At 43.0% G+C, this 17,215-nt stretch carries 9 protein-coding genes; 5 read left to right on the top strand and 4 right to left on the bottom strand.

The features are described 5' to 3' along the window. Window positions 1–579: 579 nt before the first annotated feature. From D0S24_RS11490 to D0S24_RS11475, 4 genes are read right to left on the bottom strand one after another with little or no spacing between them, the layout of a single operon-like run. On the bottom strand, window positions 580–1,611 hold the full coding sequence (locus D0S24_RS11490) for a polysaccharide deacetylase family protein (protein WP_220377753.1): 1,032 nt from the start codon (window positions 1,609–1,611) through the stop codon (window positions 580–582). Window positions 1,612–1,627: 16 nt separating this feature from the next. Further along, complete coding sequence (locus D0S24_RS11485) at window positions 1,628–2,545, bottom strand: alpha/beta hydrolase (RefSeq protein WP_117020013.1); 918 nt, start codon at window positions 2,543–2,545, stop codon at window positions 1,628–1,630. Further along, window positions 2,532–3,917 carry a PhoPQ-activated pathogenicity-related family protein gene (locus tag D0S24_RS11480; protein ID WP_117020012.1) on the bottom strand — a complete coding sequence of 462 codons (1,386 nt, stop codon included), beginning with the start codon at window positions 3,915–3,917 and terminating at the stop codon, window positions 2,532–2,534. The genes D0S24_RS11485 and D0S24_RS11480 overlap by 14 nt, the downstream gene beginning before the upstream one ends. A 32-nt stretch (window positions 3,918–3,949) precedes the next feature. Further along, window positions 3,950–5,236, bottom strand: coding sequence for a hypothetical protein (locus D0S24_RS11475; RefSeq protein ID WP_220377752.1), 1,287 nt, complete (start codon window positions 5,234–5,236; stop codon window positions 3,950–3,952). Between the two features lie 304 nt (window positions 5,237–5,540). Between D0S24_RS11475 and D0S24_RS11465 the strand changes: the two genes are divergently transcribed. From D0S24_RS11465 to D0S24_RS11445, 5 genes are all read left to right on the top strand, one after another. Further along, window positions 5,541–6,491 (top strand): PKD domain-containing protein, encoded by a 951-nt coding sequence (locus D0S24_RS11465; RefSeq protein ID WP_117020010.1) that lies wholly within the window; start codon window positions 5,541–5,543, stop codon window positions 6,489–6,491. A gap of 51 nt (window positions 6,492–6,542) precedes the next feature. Then, window positions 6,543–9,941, top strand: a complete 3,399-nt coding sequence (locus D0S24_RS11460; RefSeq protein ID WP_117020009.1) for a SusC/RagA family TonB-linked outer membrane protein — start codon at window positions 6,543–6,545, stop codon at window positions 9,939–9,941. Window positions 9,942–9,956: 15 nt separating this feature from the next. After that, window positions 9,957–11,612, top strand: coding sequence for a SusD/RagB family nutrient-binding outer membrane lipoprotein (locus tag D0S24_RS11455; RefSeq protein WP_220377751.1), 1,656 nt, complete (start codon window positions 9,957–9,959; stop codon window positions 11,610–11,612). A gap of 647 nt (window positions 11,613–12,259) precedes the next feature. After that, window positions 12,260–13,531 (top strand): hypothetical protein, encoded by a 1,272-nt coding sequence (locus tag D0S24_RS11450; protein ID WP_117020007.1) that lies wholly within the window; start codon window positions 12,260–12,262, stop codon window positions 13,529–13,531. Between the two features lie 537 nt (window positions 13,532–14,068). Then, window positions 14,069–17,194: a TonB-dependent receptor gene (locus D0S24_RS11445; RefSeq protein WP_117020006.1), complete on the top strand. Its 3,126-nt coding sequence runs from the start codon at window positions 14,069–14,071 to the stop codon at window positions 17,192–17,194. Window positions 17,195–17,215 lie beyond the last annotated feature (21 nt).

Genomic DNA, 17,215 nt, shown 5'->3' with positions numbered 1-17,215 from the left:
GGCGGGGATCGAGACCTCATTGTAAAGGCATTACAATAAAATAACCTCTCAACTCCTAAATTCTCAATATTAATGATATGAACTGGGCAACGATCGTCACTTCGACAGAGTCCCTTTTCGGGACTCCCGATAATTATCGGGAGAGAAGTCACATATACTGGCCGGGAGCTAGATGTGCGATTTAGCTCATGCTGTATTATTTTAGGGGTATTCGTGAACCTTCGGTTTAGCTTCGCTGAACCTTCGGTTTCTCATATGCATTCGAAATGACCACCTGGATACCTTCGATTTATAACTGAAACCTTTAACTATCCTTCAACCAGTATCATATTTGTTATGTACTTTAAAATCAAATTTTTAAAATTATGTCATTTTATCCGCTTGAAAAATAAAATTCCTAGGGCCTCTAGGAGACAGTAGCAATTTTTTAGTTTACACGAAATCAATGTCTTGCAGTTGTTTTTATGTCGAGCTCACGTTAAATTATGGTGTTGTCAAGTACGTTATTTCTGTTATGGATAAAAGGGGAATACCCTTATTTTTGGGTTGGTTGCCTGTGTTTAACCAGGGCCTTCCCAATTATTTCATGGCATTGAATCGGGTCATAATTTCTTTCCAATTGGTAAAAATTATTTCCTCTTCCTTAAAGAAATTGATGAGATCGGGATCGGCAAAGATTTGTGATTCCCAAACCCTTTGTTGCCATGAACCAGTAATGTCCCTTAGGTTATCGGTTTCTACGGAGGGGTGAAAAATGATCTCTGTAAGTCCGGGTGGCAGCGATTTTATCAAGCTTTTAAAACTTTCCACTTTTTCTTCGTAGGTATCCGCCTTTGGTGCACTGGAAAAAAAGTCCAATTTGGGCAAGGTGTACTCTTCCGACATTTTCACCACGGAATCATCCATAGGATAGCCCTGTGCCCTAAATTCCGCCAGAACGGATGGTACGGATATATCGATAATATTTGCCGGAATGCCGTATTCCTGGGCCACTTTCATGTAGGCCTTTACATAGCTGGGATCGCCGAACAGGGTACCCATATGGGTGTCTATATGGTCTGGCCTATAGCCCCAGGCTATGGATTGTTCAATTTGCGCCCGTATTTCTTTTTCCACCTCCTCGGCAGAGGCATGCTGCACTACTTCGGGAACGCTCCTCCAAAGTTTGTTTTCCGGATCCAATAGTCCAGGGACTTCTGCATCCGGGGTAATGGGACCCCAACGGTGTTTTTTCCATTCACTGGTTAGTGTAAGGTGCAGGCCAATATCCATGGCAGGATTTTCCTTGGCCCAATTGATGAATTCTTCTGCGTTGGCACAGGGAATCATTACGGCAGCGGATTGTATTTCCCCTTTGGTCAACTGTTCCTTGGCGGCAATGTTCGCCTCGGGACACATCCCTATGTCATCTGCATGCAACATGATTACCTTTTTACCGGCAGGCCAGCCCAGTTTTTCGGCCCAGTTTTTTGGATTTACCGGTGCCTCCATTTCCAGGGAGGTGTTGTTAATGGCCTCATCCGCATTTTTTTTCTTTTCCCCACAGCTACTACTTAATAATAGGGTCATACAGAAGCTCAGTGATAATGTGATCGGATAGGATTTTTTCATTTTGATTAAGTTTTATTTATAAATATTTTTTAAACCAGTTAAGTCCATCTCCAAATATGGTATCCAACGGGGCATCCCTATGTTTTGAATCGTACCAGATTATCTCTTTGGGCTCCTTTGCCGCCTTATAGAGCAGGGTACTCATTAATGGAGGTACTATTTCATCATTTTTTGCATTTAACATGAGCAGCGGCCGGGGGGCGATCTGTTTTACAAAGTTCAAAGGCTCAATGAGGCTAACAAAATCTTTTGCTTCCTTGGTAATGGCTTCTCTTTCATACAATAAATTTAGTTGTCCGCCTGCCAATGCCACTATAGGCACTTTTATACGGTCCTCTATTCCACAAAATATAGTACCGGTAATTCCACCTAAACTTATGCCGTAGTATCCAATTCTTTGGGCATCCAGTTCCTTCCTTGTCTCAATAAAGTCGACCGCCCTCCTAAGGTCGAATACGGTCTGGCCAATAATGTCCCTGCTCCAGTGTTTGTATTTTCCGGTAAGGCTAAAGTCGTAAAAATCCCCTTTTCGTTCCCCATGTTGGCTAAAATCGAGCCTGAGCACGGCATACCCATTTTTAAGGAAGAGGTCGTTGCCATAGCTTACGTAATCCACATTTTTGTTGTCCCCCAAGCCGTGCATTAAGATAATTACGGGATGGGGAACGTCCTTATTTTTTGGGATACTTAACAGGCCGGTCACCTTTTGGTCATGGACACTGGTATAGGAAACATGGTAAAGTTTAAAATCTGTAGTATCCTTTAACAGGCTTAGGGAATCTTTAAGCGATATGGCCCTGTCATAGGCGTAATATTCATTTACGGGAAAAGTCGTATTGGTATCATTGGCGTAAATGAACGCAAATAGCAATAATAAAAGCGAGGCGATAATGCCGATAAACCAATATTTACCTTTTTTGTTAAAGAATTTCATCGTCGTCCGCTACATACATTCTGGTACTCTTGGTATATTTTCCTCCGTTGGGATCTGTGTACTCCAAATCGATATAAAAAGCCTTGAAGCCACTTTGAGGAAATGGTACCTGTTGTAAAATATGGTCATGATCTTTGGAATCCAATTGTTTGGAGGTCCATTCTTCATCCCTAAAATCCCTGTCCGAGGAATCTGCGGACCATATGTAGGCGTTTTGAAGCTCATCGGAAGAGGTTTTGACCCTTAGGGTGGCCGATGTCTTATCAGTTGTAAGATCATAGGACAGGGAAGCCTGGGGCGCCTTGTTCAACGCCTTGCCCCAGAATGCACTTAAGGCCCTTAAAGCCTGTTCGCCATCTCCCAGATCATGGCCGGCATTGGGTACATAGTGAATGTAGTTTTCACCGGGAATGTCATCGATATAATTTTTAATGGCATCCACAGGCCAATATTCATCATTGGTCCCTATAAATATTAATTTGGGCATGGTTAAATTGGCCCTGTAGGAATAGGGATCCACCATTTGCGTTATGGCCTTTCCATCCTCTGTACCCACCGTTTGGGGAATTTCCAGTTTAATGTAGTCATTGATCTGTATACTGTATTCGTTCCAGGCCGTAATTTGGTAATCCAGGCTAACGGGCATATTTAAAACATCGATTACCATTGGAGCGATCGTTTCCACTCTCTTGTCGTTTGCACCGGTCAGCCATGTGGTCCACCCTCTTTTGGACGCTCCGGTAACCGTAAATCGAGTAACCTCTTTCTGAAGATTTTTGCTGGTGAATTCCTGTACGGCATCCATGGCCCTTACGGCACTTTTTACCATGGGAAACAATAGGGGCCAGGTGGGGTCTTTATCATTTTTGTAATTGTGCAGGGTGAAGGATATGAGTGCATCTTCCGTAAGGCCATCATATAGCGGTTGGTTGGGCACCTGTCTTACAATGGCCACTATGGCCCTGTTCTTTTGGGCCACCTGGGCAAAACTGATGGATTTTTTATCTTCTTCATTGGAAGACCAATTGGGGATCCCTTCTTTTATACTTCCTCCGGTTATCAAAAGTAGGGCCCCGTCATGGGCAACTTCCTTGGGCACCAAAACGGTAAGTTCGTGTGTCCAGACATCTTCCCTCCATTTTTGGGAGGTAAGCAATAGCTCATAGGCCGTTACATCGCCAATGGGATAATCCTCCTTAAGTTCCCACTTAAAGGTTTGGTCCTCATTGTTCAAGTAACTTTGCAGGGCGTTGGTGGGAGTTATTTCAGCTACGGCCGGGGCAACGTTTTCCACTAGTTTCTTTGGGCTGTCCTTGCAGGAGAATATAAATAGCAAGGAAATGGATAAAAAAATAGAAGCCAATTTTTCCATATGTAGATATTTATTGTTTTTTTGTTATTGTATTATTTATTGGGTTTTGGACTGTTCTGGATTAGGGTCAATAAATCCTTGATTAGGATTTCAGCTGTTCTTTCCCCTAGGCTGGTTTTACTTACATAGGTATATTTTTTAAAACTGTTAAAATCTTCTTTGGTCAATATATACCCAAAGGCGTCGTTGGTCAATCCAAAAAGGAATGGATGTTCCGTGGGCATGTTTCTTTTTAAATAATATCCTATATTGGGCAAGGCTTCCCCTGGTATGGTCAGGATTTGCGCCGTTCCAATATTTATTAGGTTAAGGGTGGTATTGATAAAGCGATCCGAATCGCTCATTTTTAAAGGCGAATTATTTAAAATGTAGCGCATCATTTCCGAATCTATCGGGAATTGGGCCTGGGCGGAGGTACAAAAGAGTACCGGGTCTTCTTGGATTTCGGCCTCCGATAAAATCCTCAGGGCCTCATCTGCCAGAAGGTTTCCTATGCGTTTACATTCCTCCCAATCATTGGCCTCCTTATTATTGTCCTTTCTATTGTCTGCCGTTACCATGCCCCCTTGGGCACCGTTCATGAAAAGGGCCATCCCACCTGCCTTGGTTTCAATCCTATCATAAAGTGGGCCTATAAGGTCAGGACTAAGTATTCCTTGATCGTTGCCAATTACCTCTGGATGAATGGCATAGTTTACCAATGTTACTATGGGCAGGTCTTTATTTTTTCCTTTGGTACCAAGGGCCTGTATGATACCGCACCTTGGATCGTACAGATCCGGGGCGTAATAATTGTAGGCTATTTTTCCTTTTGCTTCGCCTACCGCAATCTTTAATTTGGCGGGTTCCAAATTGGCGGAGGCTTCGTTTACAGCATCCGCAATTTGGGTAACGCACCAGTCAAGATATTTTAAATCTGCCGCATAATTGCCCTTTTCGTCCGGGAAGGCATAGGCGTCGGGAGCGCTATGGGTATGTGTGGCCCCTATGAGTATATTGTTGAACGGAATGTCCCTGATCAATTTTCTGGCCCTATTGCCTAGTGCCGCAGGCCATCCTAAATTATCGATATTGACAATGGCTATTTTTTCCGTCCCTTTTTCCAGTACCATGGCCCTAACATAAAGTTCCCCTTTTTTTTCAGTAGCGGGTTTGGGGGTCCCTACGCCGCCGGAAACCAAAATAAGCGGGTGAGGGGTAATAATTCTTTTGGCCGCGCCGGCCTTTAGTTGCTGCGAATGGATACTTATGGAAACTAAAAAGAAAAGGATTTGCAGTAGCAACTTTGGCTTACAAAAATTGTAAGAAATATGTTCCATAAATTTTCACATTTAAATGTTAAAAAATGCTCCTATTATGCATGCATAAAACTTAATAAGAATATTGACTTGTTTTACAAAAATATATTTATTTTCTTAAATCGAGGGTTAATATTTAATGTATATTTAATAATATATCTGAATTGTTTTGAAAAATTTAAACATATTTTTGGTAATAGTGCATTCAAAAGGTTCTAATATTAACATATCGTTAACTGGAGGTTATCAAGTTGGTAACAAGATATTGGTAAATGGTAATTTTTGATCTTTGACTGCAAAAAAAACTAACTAAAAACTGTTGTTTATGACTAAAAAGAATCTAATACTGTTGTATGGAGTTTTATTTTCGATGCTGCTATCCCTGTCTTCCTGTAGCTCAGATGATAGTTCCAGTACGGAAGATATTCCTTTTACCGCTGATATTTTTCAGAGTACGGTAGGAAAAAAAGTAGCCTTCCAGGGGTTGACCAATAATGCCGTTTCATGGACATGGGATTTTGGGGATGGCACTACAAGTACAGAAAAGAATCCTGTTCATAACTACGCGGCAGCCGGGTATTATGAAACAAAATTAACAGCTACTGCCGAGGATGGGACAACCTTAACCAAGGAGATGAGGATTGGAATCGAGATAACACCTTATGTATTGCTAACCGGTGGACCTTTGGCGGAAAATGGTAAAACATGGAGGATTTCCAGTATCCATTCATCGGGGGATTATTTTGCCAATGCCGATGCGGAACTGACCGCCTATGAAGAAGCGCCAAAACCGCTTCCTTCCGGTATATTTGGCTCAGGATTGGGATTGGGCGAGGTCTATCAGGATGAGTATACCTTTCATTATGATGGGGGCTATTCTATGGATATAAAAGATGGGGCGGCCTTTAGTGGCTTGGTGTATCAATTCTTGACGACAGGAGGGGCTGGAATTAAAAATCCAAGTATCAACCAAGATTTTGGCCTTTGTACAGGTCTGTATACTCCTGAGGAGGATGCCACTTTTACTTATGAAGAAGGTGCTGATTTAACTGTTGGATCCGTATATGGTCCTGGAGGGGCTTTAACCTACAATGGAGTTACTACGCTAAGCTTTTCTGGAACCATGTTTTTTGGTATTATAGATTATGAGAGAAGGGTAATTGTCCAAGAGGTTAAGGAAAATACAATGAGAGCGGTCATGTTTGTATCTGCCTCCCCAGATTATGCGCCACTCAATACCCACGCACTTGTGCTGACCTTTGAAGTGGTTCAATAGTCTTTATAATGGATAATCAATCATAAAAATAACTAACTACAATATAATTTTATGAACACATATTTAAAAAACAACATACGGATTGTAGGGCAATTGTTCCTGATGCTGCTAGTTTTGGGAACTACCTCCGCAACGGCACAATCCGCACAACATACGGTATCGGGGAATGTAACGTCCTCTGAAGACGGAATGCCTTTGCCAGGGGTAAGTATAGTATTACAAGGTACTACCCAAGGGGTGTCTGCGGATTTTGATGGCAATTACAGTATTAATGTCCCCAATGGAAATGGAGTATTGGTCTATTCCTATTTAGGTTTTGAGACACAGGAAGTGGCGGTCAATGGAAGAACTTCCATTAGCATTGCCCTAGTGCCCGGTGCCCAGGCCCTGGATGAGGTGGTGGTAACGGCCCTGGGTATTAAAAGGGAGGATAAATCCTTAGGATATTCGGTAGAAAATGTAGCTGGGGAGGAGCTGACCAGGGTGGCCCAGGAGAACGTCTTAAATTCCTTGTCCGGTAAGGTGGCCGGTGTTACCCTAAACTCTACGGGAGGTACAGGTTCTTCCGTGAGTATGGTGATACGTGGTGCCATTTCCCTGAGTTCCGACAACCAGCCATTATTTGTGATAGATGGGGTTCCGGTATCCAATTCCTTGAACAATATAGGGGGGTTTGGTAATGATAACCGTGTGGATTATGGAAATGCCGTGTCGGATTTGGATCCCAATAGTATTGAGGATGTCAGTATCCTAAAAGGACCCAGTGCTGCAGCTTTGTACGGTTCCCGAGCAGGTAATGGGGTGGTGTTGATTACTACCAAAAAGGCAAAGGATAATGAAAAGATGAAAGTTTCCTTTACCACCAATACGGTATTTGATGTTCCCTATAGGTTTTTGGATCAACAAACTAGGTTTGCGTCCGGGTATTTTTCCTTCTCCCCTGAATCGCAGGGGGGTAGTTACCTCATGCCGGATGTAGCGCTGACCGGGGGCAATGGAGGTCCGGAATTGGATAAGGGCTATTTTGCGGTACAATGGAATGCGCCTTTGGATGCCAATGGCGTTCCAATTCCTACCGAATTGAAATCCTATCCCAATAACGTTAAGAATTTTGTGCAGACCGGAATTACAACAACCAACAGTCTGGAGATCAGCAATAGTACCAAGGTTATGAATTACAGAATGGGGGTGACCAATATGCAAAATACGGGCTTGGTACCCAATTCCGACGTCAACAGGAATAGCTTTTCCCTGTCGGCCTCCTCTAACTTGAACGACAAATTAATTTTCAGTACCAATGTAAATGTGGTACATAGTTTTGCCGATAACCGGCCTGCTTCCAACAGGGGTGCCAATCCCCTGCAATGGGCATATTCCACTCCTGGCAATATTGATCTGGGCCTGTTGAGGGATTATGATCTACCTGGAACGGACGTATTGACCTTGGCCCCGGGCTATAATAACCCTTATTTTCTGGCCTATGGGGTAAACAACAGCTACTCCCGTTATAGGATCTATGGAAATATGGTAATGGACTGGAATATTTCGCCTTCCTTTAAAATAAGGAGCAGTTATAACTTAAATACGTATAATCAGACCCAGGAGACCAAAATGTCGCCCGGATACAGTGGGGAAACGAACAATGGTACCTATGGTATTTCCAAGACCGATGGGGTGGAGACCAACGTAGACCTATTGGCTACCTTTACCAAGGATCTGGGCGCTTTCGATTTCAGTATTTCCGGGGGCGGGAACTTGATGTACCAAAAGAATACGGGGCTTAATAATTCGGCCGCATCCAGGGTCGGACTTGTGGTTCCGGATCTTTTTACGGTTTCCAATATTGCCCCAACGGCGCTTAATTATTCCAGTTTTATGAGTGAAAGGGGAATTAATAGTGTCTATGCCCTAGGGAATTTTGGGTTTATGGATATGCTGTATCTGGATGTTTCCGCAAGGAACGACTGGTCCAGTACCCTGCCGGTGGACAATAGATCTTATTTCTATCCCTCTGCCTCTTTAAGTTTTCTCCTAAGTGAGGTAATAGATATTCCCAAGGTAGACCTATTTAAACTGAGAGGTGGTTGGGCAAGAGTGGGTAACGATACAAATCCTTATCAGTTAGGGGCCTATTACAACAATGCCGGTCAATGGGAAAATGCAGTATTATATTCGGCTCCCGGGAGCTTGAGTACACCCACCCTGGAGCCGGAAGAGGCCACTTCACAGGAGTTGGGATTGGATTTGACCATGTTCAATAATAGATTCCGGTTTGAAGGCACCTATTATACAGTGGAAAACAAAAATCAGATTGTACCCAGTATCCCCATTCCGGGGTCTTCTGGATACAATAGCGTGAGCATTAATGCAGGGGTATTGGAAAGTAAGGGTTATGAACTGTCCTTGGGCATTACGCCCATTAGAACTGAAAATTGGAACTGGGATCTAAATTTGAATTATACCACCAATGAATCCAAAGTTATTGCCCTGGCCCCAGGGGTAGATTATATTGAATTATGGAGCGAGAACAAAAGTGTGTCCAGAGCATATGTGGCCAATCCGGCTACGGGCGAGGACGGTTTGGTAGGAAATATTTATTCTCCAAGAAAACTTAGGGTAACCGATACCAATTCTCCTTATTTTGGATATCCATTGATTGATGGGGATGAAGGGGAGTTTCTTCCACAGGAGGAACGTGTAAAAGTTGGAAATTATAATCCCGATTTTGTTATGGGTCTGCAATCCAGTCTTACCTATAAAAACTTTTCCTTAAACCTTACCTTCGATTGGCGTTCGGGAGGAGAATATATGTCACAGACTTCCAGGTACATGGTGGAGGATGGCTATGGTCAACAGCTTTTGGATAATTTGGTGAATCCCGGAATAGCCGAGGCCGGACCCGAATTGAAGCAATGGGTTTTGGATAATGCCGATCAATTGATGTTCGGGGATGATTTTTACCCCGTGGGCGGAACTCCCGGAGAAGGTGGGTTTCCTGAAACTTTTGGCGGAAGTGTTGTCTATGATGGTGCATTTTATCCCGGAGTGTTGGGATATCATGATGAGAACGGTAATTTTATATTGGAAAGTGAGAATTTGGGAGAAGACGGAACTATATTTTTCCCTTTTGCAGCGTCACATCCATGGGAATTTGGAACCCAACATATGTTCGAAGCAGATTATATTAAGTTAAGGGAAATCTCCTTAAGCTATAGTTTGCCCAGTAAACTTCTGGATAGAACAGGATTGGACAATATTAGCTTGTCCGTATATAGCCGTAATATTATGTTGTGGACCAAGGATTCTGCTTTTGGTGTTGATCCGGAAAGGGCATTTCAGGCAGAATCGGGAAGGGATAAACGCGGAACACAATTTAAGCAAGGCATAGAGCGCTATAATGTGGACCCCTGGGTAGTTCCCGTCGGATTTAAAATTGGTATAACATTTTAATAAAAAACTAAGATCATGATGTATCAGATAAAAAGTAAAATGGCCATAATGGTTTTGGGGCTTACCGTATTGGTTTCTTGCCATGGCCTAGAGGATTTGAACGAAAATCCCAATCAAATTGGTTCGGAAAATGTGGATCCCAATCTGTTGGTGGGGACAGTAATCTCAGGCACGGCCAAGAATGTGGTAGGTTTGGGATTTGGGGACATTGCGGGGGTGATGCAACATACCCAAAAAGATGGTTGGTCCAGTGGCCACAATGCCTATGATTGGAACAATCGTTCCCACAGTTGGAACGGATATTATAGCTTGTTGACCAACAACAAAACTTTGATAGAAAAGGCGGAAGCCGATAATCTGGAATTCCATATTGGTGTTGGGTTGGTGATGAAGGCTTATTTGTTCGGCATGATTACGGATCTATGGGGGGATGCTCCTTATTCCGAAGCCCTTAGGGGAGATGAGGGAGCTGAATTTTTTGATGCGGCCTTTGATGACCAGAAAGATATTTATTTGGGGATTTTGACCGACTTGGGCAGGGCCAATACCCTTCTGTCCAAGAACCAGAGTGAATACTTTAGCATACAAGCCGATCAGGACGTGCTTTTTGGTGGGGATGTTGCCAAATGGAGAAAATTTGCCAATTCTTTGGCCCTTAGGTACTATATGCGCATATCGGACAAAGAACCCGGTCTGGCAGCGGATGGCATTGGCAGGATAACCTCCAATCCGGGACAGTACCCTTTAATCTTAAATGCTGCCGATGATGCGGCAATGGCTTATGTAGGCAATACCGTAAATGATTCCTGGCCTACCAATACAGCTTTCGATGACGATCCCCAGGGAGCATATTTCAGGATAAAAATGGCCAAGACCTTGGTGGATGCCTTACAGGATTTGGACGATCCCAGATTAGGGGTATGGGCCAATAAAATTGAAACACCCTTGGTTTTGGCCGTAGGCGAACCGGAGGATACCGATGAGATTAGGGATGGGGAACGATATGTGGGCCAAAAATTGGTAGACGACCACTTGGAAATTGTAGGTGTTCCGGTGGATTTCGATAAGGAATATGTGGGAATACCAACAGCTATTCCTTTTGGACCAGCCTTTAATTTAAAAAAGGATGCTACACAGGCTTTGTACAATGCCAGTGTTTCACAACTTAATGATATTTACAAGGCCGCCAATGGGCCTTTATTAAAGGCCCGTTTGATTTCTGCCGCCGAGGTTCATTTTATCTTGGCGGAAGCAGCTCTCAAAGGTTGGGCTGGCGGAGGTCCGGAGAGCCATTATAACCAAGGAATTAGGCAGTCTATGGAAGCCTGGGGAGTTGGGGACCAGTATGATGATTATATTTTGGGTGCTCCTTATGGGGGGCTGGAAGATATTATGGAGCAAAAGTGGATCGCCAGTTGGTCCGCGGCTACCGAAGCTTGGTTCGATTATAGAAGAACCGGGCTGCCCGATCTTCAAACAGGTCCGTCATCAAAACGTGCCGCATTGCCCCTGCGTTTCTATTATCACATAGATGAAATAGACAACAATACACAAAATGCCGAGGCCGCTATAAGTAAATTGGAAACCACCCCATTTAAAGGGGAAGATGTTAGCAATAACAGCGCCTGGTCTAAAATGTGGTTGCTTCAGGGTACAGGAAAACCGTATTAGTGTTAAGTTAACCGTGAAATGACTTCTCAACTCCTCGCCCGAACGGGCGCTCGAAGAGACGATAGATTGTCCGGTCGAGCGGAGTCGAGACCTATATTCAATTACAAAACATACGTAACATAACATTAGTTAATTTTTATTCGAGTTAGTTTAGCAATTTTATAGGAGGCATTCCATAAGGTCTGCCTCTTATTATTAGGTATATATTTTAATGCATGATAGAAATCGACCTTTCTAGGTTTCTCTGAAAATCAGCTTTTCCCCCAGCCCTAAAGCCTGCCTGTCCGGTAGGCAGGGGAGCCTGATTTTCCTCGATTTCTCCCCTGCCCGACTATTTCGTTCCCGTCCGTACCGGAACGGGCGGACAGGCGGGCTTTAGGGTCGGGGCCGAAAATTGAGGAAAATCATGCGGAATTAAATTTTGTCATGTACTAAGATATTTTTTAATTAATTTTTTATTGAACTCATCTTGACTTTTTGTTTTCAACCGAAAAGTTATGCTTTTGTGCCCTAATAAAGGCTTTTTGGATCAGCATAGCAGCGCTACGGTGAGAGAAAAAGACAAAATTAGGGTGCAAAATGATGATTTTGCAGGTAATAGAAAAAGTCAAGATGAGTTCATCGGATAACTACAAAATTTTAAAGGTGTGAAAACTAAAAAAATAGGAATTCAAGTATTGATAGTAGCCATGTCTCTGGCCACTGCCTGGGCCATTCGGGGCCAGTTTGGACATGAACAGGGTGCCGCTTGGGCAGGAGCAATAGGGGGGCTGGCCTTGGTAATCGTTTCCGGCAGAAAAGACTGGTACAACAAAATGATGTTGGTGGCTTTGGCATCCGCCATAGGTTGGGGAGCCGGGGGAATGATCAGTTATGGCAGGGTAGTAGGCTATGGTTTCGCGGATAACTTTGTCAATGCATATTACGGCCTGGGAATGCTCTTCGTTATTGGAGGTTTATTTGGTTTATTGGGTGGCGGCCTGGTAGGGCTTACCTTGGATTCTACAAAAGAAAATAGGGTAAGGTGGGGTGCGTTGCTTTCGCAAATGACGGTAGGGGGAATTATAAGTTATTACTTCCTAATAGAGCAGATCGGCTTTAAAATGACACCTCCGAGATCGGAGGCCTGGGCACTTTGTTTTGGTGCCGGATTGGCCATGTTATGGTATATGGCCAGGGAAAAGAGAAATTCAGCCATTAGGGTGGCCTTTTACGCTATGTTGGGCGGGGGTATTGGTTTTAGCTTTGGTAATTTTTTACAGGTACTTGGAAATACTTGGCAGATTCCTTTTAATATGTGGAATGTTATGGAATATTGTATCGGTTTTTGTGGCGGTACGGGAATGGCCTATGGAGTGTTCAGTTCCAAGTGGCCTAAAGAAATTCCAAGGGCAACAAAGTGGGAAAACTGGTCCGCCCTATTCATTGTGGTGCTTTTTATTCCCTTGATCGTTTACAGGGAATCCTTGACCTACGCCCATATTGCCAAACGTTTGGAGAAACTGCCCAATATAGAATCCATTGCCTCCACAAGCACTATAATGGTCCTTTTGGTATTGTTGGCAATGGTGCTATCCATCCTTTTTAGATTTAAAAAAGAAGAATTCTCCCAAAAGGATGTTATGGCTACCTTTTTTATCATGCTCATAGCATACACCTTTATGAGTTATGCTGTTACAGGGATTTTTGGAGGGGAAATGCACCTTAACCATCATCTTTATGTATTGAACATAATATTGATTTTTGCTTTGCTGCATGCCAATGGTTTCCAGTTCCCTTATGTGGAAATGGATAAGGTAACTCCTAAAAGATGGCTTGCCTATTTGTTTATCGTGCTTGGGGTACTGGCAATTCTGGCGTTGATTGCCATAAGCGTACATGGCGACATGGGGGATAGGGATAGATTTCCAATGGATTAGGACTTGTACGGTCCGGTCTTAGGATATAATAGGTTGGGAACTCTTCCCTTAAAAGCTATACCAATATAATTTCTAGTTAAAGCTTAAAATCAGCCTAGCGTTTTTTGGTTCGTTTTTTATTCATCAGTTTGGCTATGTTTTTTATTGGTATTCATGAATGCTCTGCATTTGGGCGATGCAAAAAATGAACAGAAGATGATTTTGGGCTGGCAAATTCTATCTTTTTCCAATTCACACACAACTTTTGAGATTGATCCTTAAAAACACCAAACCGGGGCAGGATTCGGAAAAATTCTTCTATGGGCACAGCCTTGGAAGGATAAAAAAATATTTATATGCACTGGTGCAACCAATGTTTCTTTTTACTACCTTAGATTTATACTATTTGTACAACTGTTGTAATATACCTCAATGTAAATTTTGTGTTATTAATATGTAAAATCATCATTGTTCGATGATATTTTTAATGATGCGCTTAAACGTTTTACTACATTAGTATACTTGAAAAATGAAACCAACTAACGAATTAAACTGTAGATGAAAAAACAAGAACACTTGGTATTTTCCTTCTATTTGCAAAAATGGAGGAATGTAAGTTTTTTACCAAAAAATGCAATGAAGCACTTTTTGTTGCTTAGCACCCTTCTCTTTGGTTTGGGTGCCCACGAAGGATGGGCCAATGCATCCAATTCCTTGGATGCCGAAGTACAGGATCCCATTACGGTGAGTGGAAATATCACCGATTCCGAAGGTACCCCACTGTCCGGGGCCTCCATACAGGAAAAGAATACCAGTAATGGTGCCATTGCCGATTTTGATGGCAATTACACTATAGAGGTAAGTTCCAGTAATGCCATATTGGTGTTTTCCTACTTAGGGATGCAGACAATGGAAAGGTCCGTTGGACAAGATACCAATATTGACATCCAGCTGCAGGAGGATGCCAATTTTCTGGATGAGGTAGTCGTTGTTGGTTATGGTACAACGGCCAAGAAGGATCTTACCGGAGCTATTTCTTCCGTTAAAGGGGACGATTTTAGGAATTTACCGGTCTCAGGGGTTGATGAGGCCTTGCAGGGAAGAATGGCCGGTGTTCAGGTAGTGCCCAATGGTGGTGCTCCTGGAGGGTCTGTGGCCGTAAGGATTCGCGGTACCGGTACGGTGAACAATGCAGATCCCCTATATGTTGTTGATGGAATCGCTACTGCAAATATCAATGGGATCAATCCCAACGATATTGAGTCCATCGAAGTTTTAAAGGATGCTTCCGCCTCGGCCATTTATGGTACAAGGGCAGCTAACGGGGTTGTCATCGTAACTACACGAAAAGGAAAATCGGGAAAGTTGAATATGAATGTTGATGTGTATTCCGGTTTTTCCAATGTGGTTAAGACCCTAGATGTATTGGATGCACCCACTTTGGCGGAAATAAAGAGGGAGCGTTACGCCAATGACGATATTCCGGTAAACCCCATTTGGCAGGATCCACAATACCAAACACAACTTACCGATTGGCAGGATGCCGTTTTTTCAACGGGCATGACCCAGAATGTGGACCTCAATATTAGTGGGGGGAACGAAAATTCAACTTTTTTGTTTGGCTTGGGTTATTATAATGAGGAAGGGATCATTGAAAGATCTGCTGCCGATAGGATCAGCCTAAGGATCAATTCGGACCATACGGTAAAGAAGTGGTTAAAAATAGGGCAGACCATGTCCTTGTCCTCAAGGACCACCACTGGTTTCAATACAACTTCCGCACAAAATGGATTAATTTGGAGCGCCATACGTTTTCACCCAGGATTACCTATCAAGGATAGCGATGGTAAGTATAGTTCCAATCAAATAAGTGGCGAATTCGGAGATATCAACAATCCCATTTTTGAGATCGAAAGATTGGATGCCGATGATCGTACAACGCGTTTGCTTACCAGTATTTCCCCTGAAGTTTCATTGACCAGCGACTTAAAATTAAAGGCGAATTTTGCAGTGGATGCCTCGGTTAGGGACAGGAGAAGTTTTAATTCGCAAGTGCTGGATCAGATCAGGACCACCACCGAAAACAATGCCAGTAGAAACTACGACGAGGAATTTTCGTTTTTAATGGAATATTTCCTGACCTATGATAAAATATTTGGGGATCATAGAGTAGGAGTTGTTGCGGGGTATACCCAGCAATCATTTGATTATCAAGGATTTTTTGCGAGTTCCAAAAATTTACCGGACGAAGATCCCAGCCAGCGCCTTCTTGGATCAGGGGAATTGAACGGAAATGGGGAATATAAGGCACATGACGGACTGGAATCTATTTTCGGTCGACTTAATTACTCTTATTTGGATAGATACATACTTACGGCAACAGTAAGGTCCGACGAATCCTCAAAATTTGCTGAAGGAAACAGGACCGGTGTTTTTCCCGCCTTTTCTTTGGGCTGGAGGGTATCCGAGGAACCCTTTTTTGATGTTTCTTTTATGGATAATTTAAAAGTAACCGGTGGCTGGGGAGAATTGGGAAATCAGAATATAGATAGACTACAATACTTGGCAAGAATTGGCCGTGGACAAAGATATTCCCTTGGTTTGGACGGTAGCGTTGATGTAGTAGGGGCCAACCAGGTAAGTTATGCCAATGAGGACATTAGCTGGGAAACGGTAAGGATGACCAACTTCGGTATCGATATGGGCTTTTTGGGCAATAGATTGACCTCCAATTTTAATTATTTCATAAAGGATACGGAGGATATGTTGCTTAGACCTCCTGTAATCGGTTCCCAAGGTAGTAACCCTTCCCCTTTTCTAAATATTGGACAGGTAAGGAACAAAGGTCTGGAAATGGAATTGAACTGGCAAGATTCCAAGGGAGATTTTGGATATAGCATAGGGGCCAATGCTTCCTTTGTTAAAAATGAAGTAGTAAGATTGGTCAGTGGTACTTTTTTGGGATCCCCATTATACGGAAGGCCCAATCAGGAAATTGTGCGCACCTATGAAGGAAATCCAATTGGTACTTTTTTTGGATGGCGGGCAGATGGCCTTTTTCAGACCCAAGCAGAAATTGATAGCCACGCGACACAACCTGGAGCCGTTCCTGGCGACGTTCGTTTTATCGATATAAATAATGATAATGTAATAGATGATAAGGATAGGGAAATTATTGGAAGTCCACATCCCAAAATGACCTATGGTATAAATGCCAGTGCAAATTACAAAGGTTTTGATCTTACCATGTTCTTTTTAGGCGTTGCCGGAGTGGAAATTTATAATGCCGACAGAATGCAGGGCTTGGATGCCAGTTATCCCTTTAATCTTTACTCGGACATTACCGGTAGATGGACAGGGCCGGGTACGAGCAATGAGATCCCAAGGGTTTCTACTTTACGCACCAATTTAAATCATAGGACATCCGATCTGTTTATTGAAAAAGGAGATTTTTTAAGGTTGAAAAACCTTACCGTGGGCTATACCATACCCTCGGATATTACCGATAAAATTGGATTATCCCGATTGAGGTTCTATGTCACCGGACAAAATGTCTTTACCATCACCGGCTACTCAGGCTTTGATCCCGAATTGGGTATAACGGAAGGGAATCAATTAAATGTGGATTATGCCCAGTACCCGCAGGCTAGAACATATTTATTGGGAGCCAATATTGGTTTTTAACCCATTGTTAAATATTCAATT

It is taken from the genome of Arenibacter sp. P308M17 (assembly GCF_003426735.1).
Lineage (GTDB): Bacteria > Bacteroidota > Bacteroidia > Flavobacteriales > Flavobacteriaceae > Arenibacter.
This window is presented reverse-complemented; position numbering and strand designations above follow the sequence as displayed.